Origin of the sequence: Actinomadura flavalba DSM 45200, from assembly GCF_000374305.1 — a bacterium.
In the GTDB taxonomy this organism is placed as follows: Bacteria; Actinomycetota; Actinomycetes; order Streptosporangiales; family Streptosporangiaceae; genus Spirillospora; species Spirillospora flavalba.
In genome coordinates this window covers 985,943-1,004,198 of sequence record NZ_KB894093.1, presented here as the reverse complement: position 1 = coordinate 1,004,198, position 18,256 = coordinate 985,943, and the positions used below count along the sequence as shown (strand labels likewise).

The following is an 18,256-nucleotide window of genomic DNA, read 5'->3' as shown; positions in this document are numbered from 1 at the left end:
ATCCGATCCGAAAGGCCCCTCTTCCATGGCGCACCGCGACGAGAAGCAGGCCCAGTTGGACGCCGTACGGGTGGAACCGTGCGACGCCCCGCTGACCACCGACCAGGGCATCCAGGTCGACGACACCGACAACTCGCTCAAGGTCGGCGAGCGGGGCCCGAGCCTCCTCCAGGACTTCCACCTCCGCGAGAAGATCACGCACTTCGACCACGAGCGCATCCCCGAACGCGTCGTGCACGCGCGCGGCGCGGGCGCCTACGGCACGTTCCAGGTCTACGACGACTCGCTCGCGGAGTTCACCCGCGCCGAATTCCTCACCGACCCCTCGATCGAGACGCCCGTCTTCGTGCGGTTCTCCACCGTCGCCGGGTCGCGCGGCTCCGCCGACACCGTCCGCGACGTGCGCGGCTTCGCCACGAAGTTCTACACGCGGCAGGGCAACTTCGACCTCGTCGGCAACAACATGCCCGTCTTCTTCATCCAGGACGGCATCAAGTTCCCCGACTTCGTGCACGCGGTGAAGCCCGAGCCGCACAACGAGATCCCGCAGGCGCAGTCCGCGCACGACACCCTGTGGGACTTCGTGCAGCTCCAGCCCGAGACGATGCACATGATGCTGTGGGCGATGTCCGACCGCGCCCTGCCGCGCAGCTTCGCCACCATGCAGGGCTTCGGCGTCCACACGTTCCGGCTCCTCGACGCGCGGGGCCGCTCCACGTTCGTGAAGTTCCACTGGAAGCCCAAGGCGGGCGTCCACTCGACCATCTGGGACGAGACGCAGAAGATCGCCGGCAAGGACCCCGACTTCCAGCGCCGCGACCTGTGGGAGCGCATCGAGACCGGCGCCCACCCCGAGTGGGAGCTGTGCCTCCAGCTCGTCCCCGAGGAGGACGAGCACAAGTTCGACTTCGACCTCCTCGACGCGACCAAGCTCATCCCCGAGGAAGAGGTCCCGGCGCGGCCCGTCGGCCGTCTCGTCCTCAACCGGAACCCCGACAACTACTTCGCCGAGACCGAGCAGGTCGCGTTCTGCACGGCCAACATCGTGCCGGGCCTCGACTTCACCAACGACCCGCTCATGCAGGCGCGGCTGTTCTCCTACCTCGACACGCAGCTCTTCCGCCTCGGCGGGCCGAACTTCCCGCAGCTCCCGGTGAACAAGCCGATCGCGCCGGTGCGCAACCACCACCGCGACTCGTTCCACCAGCACGAGATCCACACCGCCAAGACGTCGTACCACCCCAACACGCTGTCGGGCGGCTGCCCCGTCATGGCGGGCGACACCGCGTTCGCGCACTACCCGGCGCCGACGCAGGGCGAGATCGTCCGCAAGCGCGCGGAGAGCTTCGGCGACCACTACAGCCAGGCGACGCTGTTCTGGAACTCGATGTCGGACGTCGAGAAGGAGCACATCGTCGCCGCGTTCCGGTTCGAGCTGGGCAAGGTCGAGACGGTGCAGATCCGCGAGGGCGTCGTCGTGCACCTCAACCACGTCGACCACGACCTCGCCGTCCAGGTCGCGCAGGGCATCGGCGTCACGCCGCCCGAGCGGGCCGTGACGCAGAACCACGGGAGGACGTCGCCCGCGCTCAGCCAGGTCAACCTGACCGGCGACGAGCCCGTCAAGGCCCGCAAGGTCGCGGTGCTCGTCGGTGAGGGCAGCGACTCGGGCGCGATCGGCGTCGTCGGTGACGCCCTCGCGGACGCGGGCGCCGTCTCCGAGCTGCTGGCCGCCCACAGCGGGACGGTCCAGAGCGCCGACGGCGGCCGCATCACCGTCGACAAGGCGATCAACACGATGGCGTCGGTGCTCTACGACGCGATCCTCATCCCGGGCGGCGAGGCCGCCGTGCGGGCGCTCGGCAAGGACGGCCTCGCCGTCTTCTACGTCACGGAGGCGTACAAGCACGGCAAGCCCATCGCGGCCGTCGGGCCCGGCGCCGCCGACCTGCTCGACAAGGCGGGCGTCCCGCGCGACGCGGCGGGCGTGATCGTCGCGGAGACGCCGGACGCCTCGACCGCGCAGGCGTTCGTGGACGCCATCGCCCGGCACCGCTTCTGGGCCGAGCGGGAGGTCGACCACATCCCCGGCTAGTGTTCGTCCGGTGATCTCTGAATTGCCGGTCGGTTTACTGGGGTTCCTGGTGGGGGTGGCGCTGGCCACCCTCACCGCCCCGGTCGGGGTGTCCGGCGCCGTGTTCCTGCTGCCGGTGCAGCTCACCGTCTTCCAGGTGCCGAACCCGGCGGTGACGCCGACGAACCTGCTCTACAACGTCGTCGCGGGCCCCGGCGCCCTGCTGCGGTACCGGCGCGACGGCGGCCTCACCGGCGGCCTGGCCCGGCGCCTCGTCGCCGGAACCCTGCCCGGCGTCGCGGTGGGCGCGGTGATCCGCGTGTTCGCGGTGCCGGGCGAACGCGAGTTCCAACTGATCGTCGCGCTGCTCCTGCTGCCCCTCGGCCTCTGGATCTGCTGGCGCACCCTGCGCCCCCCACGCCGCGCCACCAGCCCCCCGCGACCCCGCACGATCACCACCCTGGCCCTCGGCGTGGGCGTCATCGGCGGCATCTACGGCATCGGCGGCGGTTCCCTGCTGGGCCCGATCCTGGCGGGCCGCGGCGTCCCCCTCACCCAGGTGGCACCGGCGGCCCTGGCCGCGACCTTCGTGACGTCCATCGCGGGCGCCCTCACCTACGCGGCCCTGTCCCTCACCACCACCGGCGACATCGCCCCGGACTGGACCCTCGGCATCCTCTGCGGCCTGGGCGGCCTCCTCGGCGGCTACCTGGGCGCCCGCCTCCAGCCCCACCTACCGGAGAAGTCCCTCCGCCTCCTCCTGGGCACCCTGGCCACGACCGTCGCCTGCCTCTACTTCACCCGCCTCTGACCGCCGTTCTCTATCATCCTTGTATGGGCACTAGGGATTATCCGTTCGCCGCACCCGACCCCGATCGTTCCGAAGTCGCCGTCGCGCCGCCGCTCGACGCGGCCGGGTTCTGGGCCGGGGCGCCCAGTGCCGTCTACGCGGACGGCGTCTACCACCTCGCGTACCGGTTGCGGCGGCCGGTCGGGGAGGGGCGCGGGTACGCGATCGTCGTGGCGCGGTCGGCGGACGGGGTGCGGTTCGAGACCGTCGCCGTCATCGAGAAGGACCGGATGGACACCGAGTCGCTGGAGCGGCCCGCCCTCGAACGCACCGACGAGGGCACGTGGCGGCTCTACCTGAGCTGCGCCACCTGGGGTACCAAGCACTGGCGCGTCGAGGTCCTGGAGGCCGAGCGGCCCGAAGACCTGGCGACCGCGCCGTCCACCGTCGTGCTGCCCGGAAGTTCCGACATCGGCATCAAGGACCCCGTCATCGTCCGGCAGGACGGCAAGTGGCACCTGTGGGCGTCCGCGCACCCGCTGGCCGACCCCGTCGAGGCCGACCAGATGGTCACCGACTACGCCACCAGCGCCGACGGGCTCGCCTGGACGTGGCAGGGCACCGTCCTCGGCGGCCGGGCCGGGCACTGGGACGCGCGCGGCACCCGCGTGTCCGCCGTCGTCCCGCACGAGGGGCGCCTCTACGCCTACTACGACGGACGCGCCACCGCCGCCGAGAACTACGAGGAGCGCACCGGCCTCGCCGTCGGGGAGGGCTTCGGCGTGCTCGACCCGGTGGGGGACGCGCCCGTCGCCCAGTCACCGCACGGCGGCCTGCGCTACCTGGACGCCGTCCGGGTCGACGGCGGGTGGCGCCTCTACTACGAGGTCACCCGCGCCGACGGCGCGCACGAGCTGCGCACCGAGTTTCAGCGCAGCCAGTCCGCGTAGTCGTTCCCGGTGATCTCCTGGAGCAGCGTGACGTCGTCGGCGAAGTACGGCAGGAGGGCGGCGCGCTGCTCCGGGGTGAGCGGCTGCCGGGGCCGCTTCTCCCGTTGCAGGACGTTCAGCAGCGGTCGGCTCGCCAGCCCCCGCGCCTGACGGGGCATGTGCCGGCCGATCCAGGCGCCGCCGCGCAGCACCTGCTGGAGGGCTCGGGCGGCGGGCGTGTCGTCGACGTGCGTGGTGACGTTCTCGCGCGGGATCGAGGTGATCACTCCGGTGGAGACGCCGAGGAACGCGCAGATGCGCTGGAGCGTGGCGTCCGCGTCGTCGCGGATGTCCCGGTAGCGCAGCAGGAGGACCTGGTCCTCCGGGAACAGCTTGTAGAGGTGCTGGATCTGCTCGCCGTACCGGCCGAGCCCGACGTACTGCCAGAACGCCGCGTATCCGGCGGCGACGCGCTTGGGTTCGGCCTCGCACGCCTCCACGACGTCGCGCAGCGGCTCCAGGCCCGCCGACCGCAGGTGCGCCCAGTTGGAGTGCGCCCGCTCCACCGGGTCGCGCAGGACGGCGATCAGCTTCGCGTGCGGGACCGTCCGCTGGATGCGGAGCTGGGCGTCGCGGTCGTGCAGGTAGAACGGGGTGGCCTCGCCGCGCAGCGTCCCGGCGGGGGCGCCGTCGAACAGCGCCTGGTAGTCGGCGGGGCGCCAGACGTGCTCGCGGTAGGTCTGGGCGTCGCCGGGGCCGCCGCGCGTCGGGGGCGGCCCGTCGGTGAGGAAGAACTTCGGTTCCTTGACCTTGGACAGGAACAGCTCGGGATGAGCGGTGAGCGCGGCGTGGAGCGCGGTGCTCCCCGCCTTGGGCGCTCCGATCACGAAGAAGTCCGGCCATGCCATAGCGCAGCTCCCGGGGGTCCGACCGGCGGCAATGTGACTATTTCCTACCGGAACACTCTACAATAGGACGGACGCGCGATCGGGTGGGACCGCCGGAACAGCAGAACGCCCCTCGCTCCGGCTGGGTGGCCGGAGCGAGGGGCGTTCCCCGCGTTCAGAGAGTCTTGACGACTCCGGCGAAGCGGCGGAAGTTCTCACGGCCGACGAGCAGCGTCCCGCCGTCGCGGTCCTTGGTGTCGCGGATGGCGACCGTGGCGGGGGCATTGGCCAGCTCGACGCAATCGCTGTGGGTCGGACCGCTGTGCGACGACTTACGCCAGGCGGCGCGGTTCAGGTCCATACCTCTCCCTTCACCGCGTGCAGGAATGCACGGGTGTCCTCCACGTTCATCGCGTACGCCTGGAGTGTAGCGACCTCGCTGACGAGGTCGGCGAGAACTTCGGGATCGGTCACGGTGACGCCGAAGCGCGGGGTGTCCATGACGGCCACGGCCGTGAGGTCGGGCATGGTCGCGATGGTGAAGTCGCCCGTCTCTGTCGCGCTCTCGTTCGACCGCAGGAACGTGTAGGGCACGACCTGGATCGTGATGTTCGGTCGGTACGACATGGCGATCAGGTGCTCATGCTGCTCTCGCATGATCTCCCTGGACCCGACCCCGCGACGAAGTGCGCTTTCGTCCAGGAGGACGTTGAGACGCGGCGGCTTCTCGCGGCTGAGCAGCGCCTGACGCTCCAGGCGCTCGACGGCGTACCGCTCGTCGCGCACCAGGGCATGCGCGTACGCGGGTGTCTGCAACAAGCCTGTCACGTACAGCGTCTGGACCGAGGTGATCCTCGCGGCGCCCGGCTCGGCAGCGTGGTAGTCCGCGAACGGCGGCTTGTTCAGTCCGCCGATGAACTCTTCCCACGCTTCGAGGATCTTGCCGTCCGCGTGCAGGACCTTGTCGAGGTTCCTCGCGTCGTCGTAGGCGCACGTGAACCGCCCCCGCCGAAGCTCGGACGTCCATGCCTGGCCCTTGTTGACCAGCCGGGAGATCGCCTGTGCGTTCAGGGGTGAACGCACGACAAATTCACCCACGAACTTCCCGAAAGCCACGTTCTGTGGCAAAGGTTCCCCTCTTGGCATATTGCGCCCCTTTCGCTGGGTTCGGGTGGGTGCACGTGCGTCCCTCAAGGATATAGCCCGCTGTGTGTCGCGCGCTACAGAAAGCCGTGGAAACGTGTGCGTCGAGAGCCGAAATTCCGACACGAACGCGGAGCGCGATCGAACACGAGAAGGGCCGCACGATGATCACTTCCGGTATCACCGAGCACAAACCCCCGCCCGGTGGAACGGCTCCGGGAACCGCGTGGGTGGGCGAGGCGCGCGATCTCGCCGGACAGTGGGCGGACGCCGAGGGCTTCCCCACCGAGGTGATCGAGGACGTGCGGCTGGTCGCATCGGAACTGGTCACGAACGCGCTGGCCCACGCGTCCGGGTCGGCGGGCGTTGTGTTGCGCCTGTACCGGTGTGACGCGGGTGTGGTGGTGGAGGTCTGGGATTCCGATTCGACCCACCCGCCTCGGATCACGGAACCGGATTTCGTCCGGGAGACCGGCCGCGGGCTGTTCATCGTGAACAGCCTGAGCAACGGAATGTGGGGCTGGCAGCGCCTCGCGAACAACAAGGGAAAAGCAACGTGGGCAAGGATTCCATGCACATGAACCCGCACATGAACTCATCCATGAAGACACGCGAGGTAGCACGCCTCTTCGGCGTCACCCCCTACACGGTCGTCCGCTGGACCCGCAGGGGCCTCCTAACGGCCGGAACCACCCCCTCGGGCCACCTGCGCTTCAACCGAGCCCAGGTCATGAACCTCTACCGAGACTCAAACGGAGAGAAAGAATGACCTGACCCGGGGCACGGAGACGTGCCCTCGCGAACGGCCCCCGTCCCGCATTCCTGGAGGGGAGAGTGCGGGACGGGGGTCTCCCCGTCGCATCGGACGTGCGCGGGGGTCTTGATCGGGTAGGACCCGGCTGGTGGAGACCTTCGTCGCGGTGGTCGCGCTGGCCGGGTTGGGTGGGGCGCTGATCACGGCGGTGTACGCGCTGTCGTTCCTGACCGGGGTGCGCGGGACGCTCGGTGTCGCGCCGTTCCTGTCCGGCGGCGTTCCCCGGGAGCACGCGCTGTCGCGCTTCCACGTGCGCTGGTACGCGGTGACGATGGTGTTCCTCGCCTTCGACATGGAGATGATCTTCATGTATCCGTGGGCGTTGGTCGTCGCGTCGATGGGCACGATGGCCGTCGTGGAGATGTTCCTGTTCCTCGGGCTGCTGCTGCTCGGCGTCCTGTACGCCTGGCGGGAGGGCGCGTTCCGGTGGGCCTGACGGCGTACGCGGCGGGCCGGCCGTCCGCGCTGCTCGTCGGGGTGCCGGGGGCGGCGGCCGTCCGGCTCGCCGCCGAGGCCGAGGTGCGCCGCCTCGGCTGGGCGTCGGCGTCGTCTCCCGCGTCCGCGTCGGTCCTGGTCGTCTGCGGTGACCCCGGGCCGTCCCTGGCGGCGGCGATCGACGCCGCGTGGAACGGCGTTCCGTCGCCTCGCGCGGACGTGCGGCTGTCCTCGCCGGGCACCGTCCGCGCCGCCCTGGCGGACGTTCCCGCCACGCTCGCGGACCTTCCGGGCCAGCGTGCCTCGGCCGTCACCGGCTCATGGCGCCCGCCCGCCGCCGCCGAGCCCGAGCACGGCCACGGCCATCACATGACGGGCGCCGTACACGGGCTCGCCATGGCCGAGCGCGCCGACGACCGCGACGGGCTGAAACTCGACGTCCTGCACCTCCCGTTCGGCCCGGTCCTGCCGTACTGGCCGGACGGGCTCCAGATCCGCATGGCCGTGCAGGGCGACGTCGTGCAGAGCGCCGAGGCCGCGTTCCTCGACCCGTCCGGACCGGACTTCTGGGACGAGCCCGGCGCGCGACGCCGCGCGGCCGCACACCTGGACGCGCTCGCCCGCCTCCTCGGCGTCGCCGGATGGCGCGCGCAGGCCGAACGGGCCCGGCTGCTGCGCGACGCCGCGCTCGACGGCACGCCCGCCGCGACCCTGCTCCCGCGCGCCACCCGCTTCGCCCGCCGCGTCGCGCGCTCCCGGACGCTCCGCTGGATGACCGACGGCCTCGGCGTCCACGCCCGCCTGCTGGCCCGCCTCGACGCGACCACGACGGCCCTCGCCCACCTCGACGACCCCGAACCGCTGCCGCCCGAGCCCGACGTGCTCGGCGTCCTGCCGTCCCTGCTCGCCGGTCGGGACCTCGCCGCCGCGCGGCTCATCGTCGCCGCCCTGGACCCGCGCCCGTGACGCCCGTCTGGACCGTCGTCGCGCTGCCGGTCGCGCTGGGCGTCCTCACGCTGCTCGCCGCGTCCGGCAACGCGGTGCTGGGCGCCGCCGCGTCCGGCGCGCCCGCTCCGCTGCGGCACTGGGACGACCCGCTGCGCGCCGCCGCGCGCGCCCTCGTCCAGCAGCGCCGCCGCACGTTCGCCGCCGACCGGCTCCTGTCGCGCGTCGGCGTCGTGACGCTGCCCGTCGCGGCGCTGCTCGCCGCCGTCGTGCTGCCGCTCGGGACGCGGGCGGTCGCGGACTGGTCCGTCGGCGTCGTCTGGTTCAACGCGATGGAGGTCGCGACGTGGGCCGCCGTCTGGCTGACCGGATGGGGGCCCAACTCCGCGTACGCGCTCGTCGGCGGCTACCGCTACCTCGCGCAGGGCCTCGCCTACGAGCTGCCGCACATGTTCGCGCTGATCACGGTGGCGCTCGGTGCCGGGTCGCTGAACGTCACGCGTGTCGCGGACGCCCAGGACGGCCTGTGGTTCGGCGTCTGGATGCCGGTCGCGTTCGCCGTCTACCTCGTCTCCGCGCTCGCGATGGCGTTCTGGGGGCCGCTCGCGCACCCGGTCGCGGACGACGTCGCGTCCGGCGCCGCCGTCGAGCTGGACGGGCCCGACCGGCTCGTCTTCGCCGTGGGCCGGTACGCGCTGCTCGTCGTCGCGGCGGCGGCGGCCGTGCCGTTCTTCCTCGGCGGCGGCGCCGGGCCGTGGCTGCCCGCGCCCGTGTGGACGCTGGTGAAGACGCTGGTCGTGCTCGGCGCGCTGCTGTGGGCTGGACACCGGCTGCCCGTGCTGCGGATGGACCGCTTCCTGGAGTTCGCGTGGATCGTCCTGATCCCGGCGTCGCTGCTCCAGATGCTCGTCGTCGCGCTCGTCGTCCTGGACTGAGGGGGTTCCATGCAGGTCGCCGCGTTCTGGGCGCTGGCCGTCACCGCCGTCGCGAGCGGCGTCGCGGTGTTCCGCGTCGACTCGATGGCCCGCGCCACGTTCGCGTTGCTCGCCTCGTTCCTGTGCGTCGGCGGGCTGCTGCTCCTGCTCGACCTGCACTACCTCGGCGCGCTTGTCGTCCTCATGATGATCATGGAGATGCTGGTGATGGCCGTCTTCATGGTCATGTACATGATGAACCCCGCCGGGCTCATGCCGATGACGATGATCCACAACGGGCGGTGGGCGCTCGGGATCTCCGTCGCCGTGTTCGCCGCGCTCGCCGCCGGAATCGTGCTCACCCCCTGGCCGCCGCGCCGGGGCGCCCCGCCGGACGACCCGACGTACGCGCTCGGTGAGGCGATCATGGGTCCGAAGATGCTCGTCATGATGGGCATCGGGCTCGCCATCCTCGCCACCATGATCGGCTCCGTCGTCCTGTCCACCGACCGGGGCCGCTACGACCGCGAGGACCCGCGATGACCCTGGACGCCTTCCTGCTCCTCGCCGCCGCCCTGTTCTCCGTCGGCCTCTACGGCGCGCTGTCGCAGCAGTCGATCGTGATGCTGATGATGGGGCTCGAACTCATGGTCAACGGCATCGTCGTCGCGGGCGGCGCGTTCTGGTACTACATCGCACCCGGCGCCGCCGACGGGCAGGTGCTCGTCCTGGTCGCCGTCACCGTCATGGCCCTGGAGATGGCCATGGGCTTCGCCGTCGTCACCGCCCTCTTCCGCGCCCGCGACGCCGACCTCACCGACGACGCCGAAGACCTGCGCGGATGACCGTTCTCGTCGCGTTGCCCGCGATCGTCGGCGCCGTGCTGCTCCTCGTCGGCCGCCGGGCCGATCGGGCGGCGCCGACGATCGCGCTCGCCGCGTCGGCCGGGACGCTCGGGCTCGCGGTCGTCGCCGCCGTCACGCGGCCGTCGCTCACGTTCCCGCTGTTCGAGGGACTGCCCGGCGGGCTCGCGGTGGACGGGCTGTCCGCCGTGCTCGTCGTCACGGTCGCCGCCGTGACGCTCGCCGTACTCGGCTTCGCCGCCGGAGACATGCCCGCGTCGTCCCGGTTCTTCGGGCTGATGCTGCTGTTCGCCGCCGCGATGCTCGTCACGGTCACCGCCACCGACCTCGCCGTCCTGCTCGTCGGCTGGGAGATCATGGGCGCGCTGTCCTACGCGCTCATCGGCTACCGCTGGCGGGACGCGGGCGGCGTCCGCGCCGCGACGACCGCCTTCCTCACCACCCGCGCGGGCGACCTCGGCCTCTACTTCGCCGCCGGATGCGCCCTCGCGGGCACCGGCTCGTTCGCGCTCGACGGGCTCGCCGCCGCCCCCGCGCCCTGGCGCGACCTCGTCGCGGGCGGGATCGTCCTGGCCGCGCTCGGCAAGTCGGCGCAGCTCCCGTTCTCGTTCTGGCTGTCCCGCGCGATGGCCGGGCCGAGTGCCGTGTCCGCGCTGCTGCACTCCGCCACGATGGTCGCCGCCGGGGCCTACCTGGTGCTGCGCGTCCAGCCGCTGCTCGCCGCGACCGGCTGGGCCGCGACGCTCGTCGCGTGGGCCGGGGCGCTGACGGCGCTGCTGCTCGGCTTCGTCGCGCTCGCGCAGCGCGACCTCAAACAGCTCTTGGCCGCGTCCACCTGCGCGCAGCTCGGCTTCATGGTCCTGGCGGCCGGGACCGCCGCCGTCGCCGGAGGCGTCGCCCACCTCGCCGCGCACGCGGCCGTCAAGAGCCTGCTCTTCCTCGGCGCCGGAACCTGGCTGACCGTCCTCGGCACCAGGGACCTCGCCGCCCTGCGCGGCGCCGCGCGCCGCCTCCCGCTCGTCGGCGTGACCTTCGGCGTCGGCGCGCTGGCGCTGGCCGGGGTGCCGCCGCTCTCCCTGTGGCTCACCAAGGACGTCATCCTCGGCGCCACCGGCTCCTGGCCCCTCGCTGGCGTGACGCTCGCGGCCACGGTTCTGGCGGCGGCGTACTCCGCCAAGGCGCTCATCGCCGTGTGGCGCGGCGAGGCGCGACCGGGCTCCGCCTCCCGGTCCGGGCGTGGCGGGGGCATCGGGCCGGGGGTGCCGTTCGTCGCGCTGGCGGCCGGGGCGGCCGGGCTGGGGGTGGTCGTGGTGCCGCCGTTGAACGAGGTCTGGGCGCGGACGGTCGGTGCTCCGGCGGCTCGACCGCACGTGGTCGAGCTGGTCGGGACGGGGGTGCTCGCCGTCGTCGTGCTCGGCGTCGGGGTGCTGGTCGCGCGGCGTCCGCCGAAGGTCCGGTTCGCGGCTTTCGCGGTGGACTGGCTGTTCCTGGAACGGGCCGTCGAACGCGGGATCGTCCGGCCGGTGCTCGCATTGGCGCGGGGTCTCGCCTGGTTCGACGACCACGTCGTCCAGCGCGCCGTCGTCGGTGCGGCGGCGTTCTCGCGCGGTGCGGCGTCGGGCGCGCTGGCTGTGGAAAAGCCCGTAGACGCCGCCGTGCAAGGGCTGGGGGAGGGTGCGCGGCGGCTCGGCGCGCTCGCACGTTATCCACAGACCGGAAAGGTGCACACGTACTTCGCTCAGGCCGTGGTCGGATTCCTCGTGTTGGCCGTCGTCCTCGTCCTGGTCAGGTGAAACGTGCTGTCCCTGGTGATCTTCCTACCGCTCGCAGCGGCGCTCGTCCTGCTCGCCGTCCGCCGCATCGGTGACCGTGCCGCCGTCCCGGTGTGGATCGCCGTCGCCGCCGTCGACCTGGCGCTCGTCCTCGTGCTGTGGGCGCGGTACGACGGCGCGGGCCTCGCCCACGAGACGCGCCTGCGGTGGATTCCATCGGTCGGCGCGGGCTACCACGTCGGTGTCGACGGGCTGTCACTGCCGCTGCTGGCGATGTCGGCCGTCCTGTTCCTGTGCTGCGCGGTGTACTCGCTGCGGTCCACGCCGCGTCCACGGGCCTGCGCCGCGCTGTTCCTGGCCCTGCAAACGGTCTGCCTCGGCCTGTTCGCCGCGCTCGACCTGCTGCTGTTCTTCGTCTTCTTCGACCTGTCCATCGTCGGCATGTACTTCGTCATCGCGGGCTGGGGGCACGGCGAGCGGGCGCGCTCGGCGCTCCAGTTCTTCCTGTACACCTTCTTCGGCTCGCTGGTCCTGCTGCTCGGCTTCCTCGGCCTCTACCTCGGCTCGGCCCCGCGCACGTTCGACATCGTCGACCTCACCCACGACCCGCCGCTCACCGGCTCCCCGGGCGTGGCGGCGCTGGTGCTGCTCGCCGTCGGCGTCGGCCTCGCCGTGAAGACGCCGATCGTCCCGTTCCACACGTGGCTGCCACCCGCCCACACCGACGCGCCCGCCGCCGGGTCGGCGATCCTCGCGGGCGTCCTGCTGAAGATGGGCACGTACGGGTTCGCCCGGATCGCGATGCCGCTGCTGCCCGACGCATGGCGCCGCTATGCCTGGGTGATCATCGTGCTCGGCGTGGTGAGCGTGCTGTACGGGGCGCTGGTGGCGCTCGCGCAGCGGAACCTGAAACGGCTGGTGGCGTACACGTCCGTCAGCCACATGGGGTACATCGTCCTCGCGCTGGGCGTCGCCGGTCTCGCGGGCGACGCCGCCGCCCACCGCCTCGCGGTGACGGGCGCCGTCACCCAGATGGTGAGCCATGGCCTGGTGACGGGCGCGCTCTTCCTCCTGTGCGGCGTCCTGTACGACCGCGCCGGCTCCTACGACCTCGACCGCTTCGGCGGCCTGGCCCGCGCCGCCCCCGCCTTCGCGGTTCTGACGGCCCTGGCGGCGTTCGCGTCGCTGGGGCTGCCCGGCCTGTCCGGCTTCATCGCAGAGTTCCAGATCTTCGCGGGCACCCTGGGCGGCGGCGCCCCCGTCCCCGGCGCCCTCGCGCTTCTGGGCGTCCTCATCACCGCCGCCCTGTTCCTCCACGTCCTGCAACGCACCGTCCTGGGCGCTCCGGGCCCGCTCACCGCCCGTGTCACCGACCTCACCAGGTCCGAACGGACGGCCGTCACACCGCTCCTGGCCCTCTCCGTCCTCATCGGATTAGCCCCGCGCTGGCTTCTCGACACCATCGAACCGGCGTCAACCGCCCTGATCAACGCGCTCGCGCCATGACCACGACTCGCGCCGCCCGACCCGGCCACGGGCCGTCTCCCCGACGGCCCGGTCGCACGGCCTGGTGCTCGGCGGGACTTGCCCGTGCGCGGCCGGGTCGAGGTCAGGAGCGCATTGGGCGGGCGGTGCCGTCGGAGTTCCGGGAGGGGGTGGCGGTGTGGGGATGAGTGAGAACCCGGTCGATCTGCTGCCGGAGTTGTGCGTGCTCGGGGGCGTCGTCGTCGCGTTGCTGACCGGGTTGTTCGTCCCGCGCGGGCGGCAGTGGCTCGCGGTCGCGCTCGGGGCGGCGGGGGCGGGCGCCGGACTGATCGCGGCGCTGGTCGCGGCCGGGCGGGGCGACGGCATGACGTTCGAGGCGTTCCTGCTCGACCCCGTCACGCACGTCACGCGCGTCACCGTGCTCGGGGCCGCGCTCGTCGTGCTGGCGCTCGCCGCCGGTCCGCTGCGCGGGCACCGGCGCGAGACGGAGTTCACCGTCCTCGTCCTGCTGGCCGCGCTCGGCACGATCCTGCTCGGGGCGTCGGCCGACCTGCTCGTCCTCGTTGCCGCGTACCTGCTCGCGAGCATCCCCGCGTACGTCCTCGCGGGCTTCGCCAAGGACGCCCGGGGCACCGAGGCCGCGCTGAAGTACTACCTGATGGGCGCCCTGCTGGGCGTGCTCATGCTGGCGGGCGTCACCGTCCTCTTCGGCCTGGGTCGCGGCACGAGCTACGCCACGTTGTCGCAGAACCTCGCGCACGCGCCGCCGGGCGCCGTCACGGCCGGGCTCGTCGCCCTCCTCGCGGGCCTGCTGTTCAAGGCGGGCGCCGTCCCGGCCCACCACTGGGTTCCGGACGTCACCGAGGGCGCCCCACCGGTCGTCGCCGCCTTCGTGACGACGGTCCCCAAGATCGGCGCCTTCGCGGCCCTCTTCCGCGTCGCCACGGACGTCGTCCCGTCCTCGGCGCCCGGCCCCGAGCTGTTCGCCGTCCTGGCGGCGGCCACGATGACCCTGGGCAACCTGGCGGCCTTCGCGCAGACGAACGTCCGCCGCCTCCTGGCCTACTCCACCATCAGCCAGGCGGGCTACCTTCTCGTCCCGGTCGCCGTCGCCACCCGCACCGACCTTGCCGAACCCGCCCTGCTCTACTACCTGGCCGCCTACGTCGTGACGAACCTCGGCGCCTTCGCCGTCGTCCTGACCACCAACACCGACACCCTGACGGACTACCGCGCCCTGGCGACCCGCTCCCCGGCCCTGGCCGTCTCCCTGGCCGTCCTCCTGCTGGGGCTCATCGGCACCCCGCCCACCGCCGTCTTCGTCGGCAAACTGCTGATGTTCACGGCCGCCATCGACGCGGGCTACACCTGGCTGGCCGCCGTGGCCCTGGCCAACACGGTCGCCAGCGTCTTCTACTACCTCCGCTGGCTGACCCCCGTCTTCACCCGCCCCGAAGACCCCCCACCCCCACCCCGTCTACACCGACCCACAATTCTCCTCACCTACACCCTCGCCACAGCCACCCTCGCCCTGGGCCTCCTAAGCGGCCTCACCCTGCTCCCCTAACACCCACACGCCGCCACCACCGACCGCCCCGGAAAGGAAGACGCCGATGCCCACCACGACGCCCGACACCGCAGGGACGGGGAAAAGGCATCGGCGTGGCGAGGCCAGCGCCCGAAGCAGGCTGACGAAACGACGACGCAAGCGGCCTCACCCTCCGTCCCTGACGCCCACACGGCGACGCCGCTGTGCGTCCCGGGACGGAGAAGATGCCGATGCCCCACCGCGACCGCCCGACACGGCAGGAGAGGGGCAGCGACATCGGAGTGGCGGGGCCAGCGCCCGAAGCAGGCTGACGAAACGACGGCGCAAGCGGCCTCAGCGCGGCGGGGGCGAGATCAGCATGATCCAGTCGGCGATCATCGCCGGATCATCGAAGCCTTCGACGTACAGGCGGTTGCGCGTCAGCACACGAAGCCCACTGGACTTCTCAACGGCATCAAGCAGTTCCGCGTCGAGCCGGACCTGCTCACCCGTCATGACGGTACGCAGAAACCGCACCCGATCCAATCCGTAGTTAAGCGCATGCCGCCCAGGCGGCAACCGCAGTTCCCGCTTGTGAAACGCGGCCAGCATCGACAACATCAAAAACCCGGAGACAGGACGCTCCGCACCAGGATCAACGGAACTCGCCCGCCCGACGAAGTCCTCCCGCACGAACGTCGCCACATTGAACGCCGCCTCGTCCCCCACCCCCACCCGAACCCAAGGCGACCGAAACAACCGGCCCCCCACCCCACCACCCACAAGCCCCTCAACCCCATAAACCATCCACGCACCCTGCCACGCCCACCCCACCCACCCCGCATCCACACCACGCACCCCACGTCACGCCGCTCGCGCTCGCCGTCGCACCACACCGAGCCGAGCCGCGCCGCACCACGCCGCCCACCGCGCCGAGCCGCGCCGAGCCGCGCCGAGCCGCGCCGCGCCGCGCCGAGCCGCGCCGAGCCGCGCCACGCTACGCCGCACCGTGCCGTGCCGTGCCGCGCTACGCCGCACCGCGCGGCACCGCGCCGCACCGCGCGGCACCGCGCCGCACCGCGCGGCACCGCGCGGCACCGCGTCGCCCACCGCGCCGCACGCCTACCGCACCGCGCCGCGCTACGCCGAGGCGCCGCGTGCGCCGTTCGCGCCTCGCCGTGCTTTTCATGCCGCACCGCATTGCGCCGCGCCGAGCCGTTCGCGTCGTTCGCGCCGTGTCGTGCCCTGCCGCATCGCACCGCGTCGCTCGCACCGCGTCGCTCGCACCGCGTCGCTCGCACCGCGTCGCTCGCACCGCGTCGCTCGCACCGCGTCGCTCGCACCGCGTCGTGCGCGCTGGGCTGTGCGCGCTGGGCTGTGGTGGTAGGTCGTGTGGTGGTGGGTTGGGTGGTGTGCGGAGTTGGTTGTTGGGCGGGTACGTTGCGTGGTCGGCGTGGTACGGTGCGGCACATTCGCAGGGTGGGGGGCGTTTCATGTTCGTTCCGCCGGTGTCCGATGATGTGGAGCTGATCACCGATCGGCTGGTGCTCCGGGCCTGGACGGGTGAGGAGCTGACCGCCGTGCTGCGGGGGCCGCGCCTGGGTGCCTGGGCACCGGACTTCCCGGCCGACGCCGACCAGATCATCGCCGCGTACGCATTCGACCGCCCGGACGGCCAGCGCCTCATCACCGAGCGGGACGGGGGCCTCGTCATCGGGTCGATCGGCCTGTTCGGGCCGCCCGACGACGGCGTCATCGAGATCGGCTACGGCATCGTGCCGTCCCGCCGCGGCGCCGGATACGCCACCGAGGCCGTCGCGTCACTCGCCGCCCTGACGCTGACCGCGCCCGGCGTCCAAGCCGTCCAGGCGAACGTCGACCCGAACAACCCCGCCTCAATCCGCGTACTGGAGAAGTCCGGCTTCCGCCCCTTCACCGTCGACCCCACCTCGGCCCGCTACCGCATCGAACCCTGACGCCCACCGCCCCGCAAAGGCCCACCACCCCACAAAGGCACGCTGCCCCTGTGAGGCATGCCGCCCCGTCAGGGCATGCCGCCCTGCTAAGTGCCGACGCCCCGTTGAGGGCCGCCGCCCCGCTCGGGCGCGGCGTCCCGCTCTAGCACGTGGCCTCGAAGGCATGCCGCCCCGAGGGCACGCGGCCCCCGCCAGGGCCGCCGTCCCGCTCTAGCACGCGGCCTCGAAGGCATGCCGCTCCGAGGGCACGCGGCCCCGCCAGGGCCGCCGTCCCGCTCGGGCGCGACGCCCCGCTGAGGCACGCGGCCCCGCTGAGGGACGCGGCCTCGCTCAGGCACGCGGCCTCGAAGGCATGCCGCCCCGAGGGCACGGGGCCCCGCCAGGGCCGACGCCCCGCTCGGGCGCGACGCCCCGCTGAGGCACGCGGCCCCGCTGAGGCACGCGGCCTCGCTCAGGCACGCGGTCTCGCTCAGGCACGCGGCCTCGAAGGCATGCCGCCGCGCTAAGGGCCGACGCCGACGCTTCACCCGGTGACGCCCGCTGTCCGGTACTCGCCATCCGGTCTACGTGACTCCGACGCCCGAGTGACGACCGACGTCTCAGCGAAGCGGGTGCCCGGTATCGGCGTCCCAGCGGGCGCGGCGCATGCGTGTCGTCGAAGGCGTGCCTGTGCCGTCGAAGGGGGCGGGTAGGGCGGGTGCCGTCCGGGCTAGGTGAGCACGATGCAGCCGCGTTGGCGTAGTTCGTGCAGTGCGTCGGGACCATCGGACAACTCGGACAGCTTCGTCCATCGCAGGTCCAGTCTCCGCAGGGCCGGGAGTTCGGCGAGGGTCGGTGGGAGTTCGGTGAGGGCGGTGGCGCGTAGGTCCAGGACAGCGAGCCGGGTGAGGGCGGCGATCGAGTCGGGTAGACGGCGCAGCGGGTTGTCGCGCAGGTCGAGGTGCCGTAGCTCGGTCAGGCCGTCCAGCGGTGGCAGGTCCGTCAGCGCGTTCGCGCGGACGTGCAGCTCCCGCAGCAGCGGCAGCCGACCGAGCGACGCGGGCAGCGAGGTCAGCCGGTTGCCGTTCAGCCGCAGTTCGTGCAAGGACGTCATGCCGCCGAGCGCGTGGGGGAGGCGGGTGAGCGCGTTGTCCGCCAGGCTCAGGTAGCCGAGCCGGTCGAGGCGCCCCAGCGTGGCGGGCACCGCCGTCAGGGCATTGGCGCCCAGGTACAGGTAGTCGGTCAGGTTCGGCAGGTCCACGATCGTGCCCGGGACGTCGCGCAGCCGGTTGTGCGCGAGGTCGAGCATCCGCAGTTCGGTCAGCGCGCCGAAGTCGCCGGGGAAGTCGGTCAGCGCGTTCTCCGCGAGGTTGAGCGACCGCAACCCGGTGAGCGTGAGAAGCGTCGGCGGCACCCGCGTCAGCCGGTTCGCGCCCAGACTGAGATGACGGAGGGTGCGGGCGCGTTCGAGGCCGGGCGGGACCTCGTCGATCCGGTTGCCGTAGGCCCACAGTGTCTCCAGCGACGGCAGCGACCCGAGCCAGGACGGCAGGGACGTCAGCGCGTTGTGGTCCACGTCGATGTGCCGGAGCACCCGGCTCCCGGCCAGGGACGTGGGCAGCCGTGTCAGGCCCGTCGACGCGGCGTGGAAAGCGGCGGGGGGCTCGGGACGCGACGGCATCCGGTGAGCTTAGGCCGGGTGTGGTGGTCTGGGGCCGGGGT

General features: G+C 72.4%; 19 protein-coding genes. 14 read left to right on the top strand and 5 right to left on the bottom strand.

The window, feature by feature from the left end; translation table 11 throughout:
- Positions 1–25 precede the first annotated feature (25 nt).
- The 3 genes from C229_RS0104500 to C229_RS0104490 are packed head-to-tail and all read left to right on the top strand — an operon-like array spanning position 26 to position 3,814.
- Positions 26–2,095 (top strand): catalase, encoded by a 2,070-nt coding sequence (locus C229_RS0104500; RefSeq protein WP_018653884.1) that lies wholly within the window; start codon positions 26–28, stop codon positions 2,093–2,095.
- A 10-nt stretch (positions 2,096–2,105) separates the two neighbouring features.
- The gene (locus C229_RS0104495) at positions 2,106–2,885 is read left to right on the top strand and encodes a sulfite exporter TauE/SafE family protein (protein ID WP_205624414.1); all 780 of its coding nucleotides are present in this window, start codon (positions 2,106–2,108) and stop codon (positions 2,883–2,885) included.
- 23 nt (positions 2,886–2,908) lie between these two features.
- Complete coding sequence (locus C229_RS0104490; RefSeq protein ID WP_018653882.1) at positions 2,909–3,814, top strand: glycoside hydrolase family protein; 906 nt, start codon at positions 2,909–2,911, stop codon at positions 3,812–3,814.
- Here C229_RS0104490 and C229_RS0104485 read toward each other — a convergent pair.
- The 3 genes from C229_RS0104485 to C229_RS32590 all read right to left on the bottom strand — a co-directional run bounded on the left by C229_RS0104485 (position 3,793) and on the right by C229_RS32590 (position 5,796).
- The gene (locus C229_RS0104485) at positions 3,793–4,701 is read right to left on the bottom strand and encodes a sulfotransferase family protein (protein WP_018653881.1); all 909 of its coding nucleotides are present in this window, start codon (positions 4,699–4,701) and stop codon (positions 3,793–3,795) included. The genes C229_RS0104490 and C229_RS0104485 overlap by 22 nt on opposite strands.
- Before the next feature lie 154 nt (positions 4,702–4,855).
- Positions 4,856–5,041: a DUF397 domain-containing protein gene (locus C229_RS0104480; protein ID WP_018653880.1), complete on the bottom strand. Its 186-nt coding sequence runs from the start codon at positions 5,039–5,041 to the stop codon at positions 4,856–4,858.
- Positions 5,032–5,796, bottom strand: a complete 765-nt coding sequence (locus C229_RS32590) for a DUF5753 domain-containing protein (protein ID WP_018653879.1) — start codon at positions 5,794–5,796, stop codon at positions 5,032–5,034. The genes C229_RS0104480 and C229_RS32590 overlap by 10 nt, the downstream gene beginning before the upstream one ends.
- Before the next feature lie 257 nt (positions 5,797–6,053).
- Here C229_RS32590 and C229_RS29370 point away from each other — a divergent pair, with 257 nt between their 5' ends.
- The 10 genes from C229_RS29370 (at position 6,054) to C229_RS0104430 (ending at position 14,618) form a co-directional block, all read left to right on the top strand.
- On the top strand, positions 6,054–6,404 hold the full coding sequence (locus C229_RS29370) for an ATP-binding protein (protein ID WP_018653878.1): 351 nt from the start codon (positions 6,054–6,056) through the stop codon (positions 6,402–6,404).
- Between the two features lie 8 nt (positions 6,405–6,412).
- On the top strand, positions 6,413–6,592 hold the full coding sequence (locus C229_RS33380; RefSeq protein ID WP_081639796.1) for a MerR family transcriptional regulator: 180 nt from the start codon (positions 6,413–6,415) through the stop codon (positions 6,590–6,592).
- 133 nt (positions 6,593–6,725) lie between these two features.
- A complete protein-coding gene (locus C229_RS0104465) occupies positions 6,726–7,073 on the top strand; it encodes an NADH-quinone oxidoreductase subunit A (protein WP_018653877.1) in 348 nt (115 codons plus the stop codon).
- A complete protein-coding gene (locus C229_RS35220; RefSeq protein ID WP_018653876.1) occupies positions 7,064–8,038 on the top strand; it encodes a hypothetical protein in 975 nt (324 codons plus the stop codon). Before C229_RS0104465 ends, C229_RS35220 begins: the two co-directional genes overlap by 10 nt.
- A complete protein-coding gene (locus tag C229_RS0104455; protein ID WP_018653875.1) occupies positions 8,035–8,952 on the top strand; it encodes a complex I subunit 1 family protein in 918 nt (305 codons plus the stop codon). The genes C229_RS35220 and C229_RS0104455 overlap by 4 nt, the downstream gene beginning before the upstream one ends.
- Before the next feature lie 9 nt (positions 8,953–8,961).
- A complete protein-coding gene (locus C229_RS0104450) occupies positions 8,962–9,474 on the top strand; it encodes an NADH-quinone oxidoreductase subunit J (protein WP_018653874.1) in 513 nt (170 codons plus the stop codon).
- Positions 9,471–9,776, top strand: coding sequence for an NADH-quinone oxidoreductase subunit NuoK (nuoK, locus tag C229_RS0104445; RefSeq protein ID WP_018653873.1), 306 nt, complete (start codon positions 9,471–9,473; stop codon positions 9,774–9,776). Before C229_RS0104450 ends, nuoK begins: the two co-directional genes overlap by 4 nt.
- A complete protein-coding gene (locus C229_RS0104440; protein ID WP_018653872.1) occupies positions 9,773–11,587 on the top strand; it encodes an NADH-quinone oxidoreductase subunit 5 family protein in 1,815 nt (604 codons plus the stop codon). The genes nuoK and C229_RS0104440 overlap by 4 nt, the downstream gene beginning before the upstream one ends.
- A gap of 3 nt (positions 11,588–11,590) precedes the next feature.
- Entirely contained in the window at positions 11,591–13,072 is a 1,482-nt protein-coding gene (locus C229_RS0104435; RefSeq protein ID WP_018653871.1) for a complex I subunit 4 family protein, read from the top strand.
- 163 nt (positions 13,073–13,235) lie between these two features.
- Entirely contained in the window at positions 13,236–14,618 is a 1,383-nt protein-coding gene (locus C229_RS0104430; RefSeq protein ID WP_018653870.1) for an NADH-quinone oxidoreductase subunit N, read from the top strand.
- Between the two features lie 315 nt (positions 14,619–14,933).
- Here C229_RS0104430 and C229_RS32585 read toward each other — a convergent pair whose 3' ends face one another.
- Positions 14,934–15,308 (bottom strand): hotdog family protein, encoded by a 375-nt coding sequence (locus tag C229_RS32585; protein WP_155884588.1) that lies wholly within the window; start codon positions 15,306–15,308, stop codon positions 14,934–14,936.
- A 779-nt stretch (positions 15,309–16,087) separates the two neighbouring features.
- Here C229_RS32585 and C229_RS0104420 point away from each other — a divergent pair.
- The gene (locus tag C229_RS0104420; RefSeq protein WP_240487070.1) at positions 16,088–16,555 is read left to right on the top strand and encodes a GNAT family N-acetyltransferase; all 468 of its coding nucleotides are present in this window, start codon (positions 16,088–16,090) and stop codon (positions 16,553–16,555) included.
- Positions 16,556–17,264: 709 nt separating this feature from the next.
- Here C229_RS0104420 and C229_RS0104415 read toward each other — a convergent pair.
- Positions 17,265–18,215: a leucine-rich repeat domain-containing protein gene (locus C229_RS0104415; RefSeq protein ID WP_081639718.1), complete on the bottom strand. Its 951-nt coding sequence runs from the start codon at positions 18,213–18,215 to the stop codon at positions 17,265–17,267.
- Positions 18,216–18,256: the final 41 nt, after the last annotated feature.

Excerpts from the sequence above, each read along its gene's own strand:
- C229_RS0104500 (WP_018653884.1), top strand. The coding sequence starts at position 26 with ATGGCGCACCGCGACGAGAAGCAGGCCCAGTTGGACGCCGTACGGGTG.
- C229_RS0104490 (WP_018653882.1), top strand. The coding sequence starts at position 2,909 with ATGGGCACTAGGGATTATCCGTTCGCCGCACCCGACCCCGATCGTTCC.
- C229_RS33380 (WP_081639796.1), top strand. The coding sequence starts at position 6,413 with ATGAACTCATCCATGAAGACACGCGAGGTAGCACGCCTCTTCGGCGTC.
- C229_RS0104440 (WP_018653872.1), top strand. The coding sequence starts at position 9,773 with ATGACCGTTCTCGTCGCGTTGCCCGCGATCGTCGGCGCCGTGCTGCTC.
- C229_RS0104480 (WP_018653880.1), bottom strand. The coding sequence starts at position 5,041 with ATGGACCTGAACCGCGCCGCCTGGCGTAAGTCGTCGCACAGCGGTCCG.
- C229_RS0104485 (WP_018653881.1), bottom strand. The coding sequence starts at position 4,701 with ATGGCATGGCCGGACTTCTTCGTGATCGGAGCGCCCAAGGCGGGGAGC.
- C229_RS0104415 (WP_081639718.1), bottom strand. The coding sequence starts at position 18,215 with ATGCCGTCGCGTCCCGAGCCCCCCGCCGCTTTCCACGCCGCGTCGACG.
- nuoK (WP_018653873.1), top strand. The coding sequence starts at position 9,471 with ATGACCCTGGACGCCTTCCTGCTCCTCGCCGCCGCCCTGTTCTCCGTC.
- C229_RS0104450 (WP_018653874.1), top strand. The coding sequence starts at position 8,962 with ATGCAGGTCGCCGCGTTCTGGGCGCTGGCCGTCACCGCCGTCGCGAGC.
- C229_RS0104430 (WP_018653870.1), top strand. The coding sequence starts at position 13,236 with ATGAGTGAGAACCCGGTCGATCTGCTGCCGGAGTTGTGCGTGCTCGGG.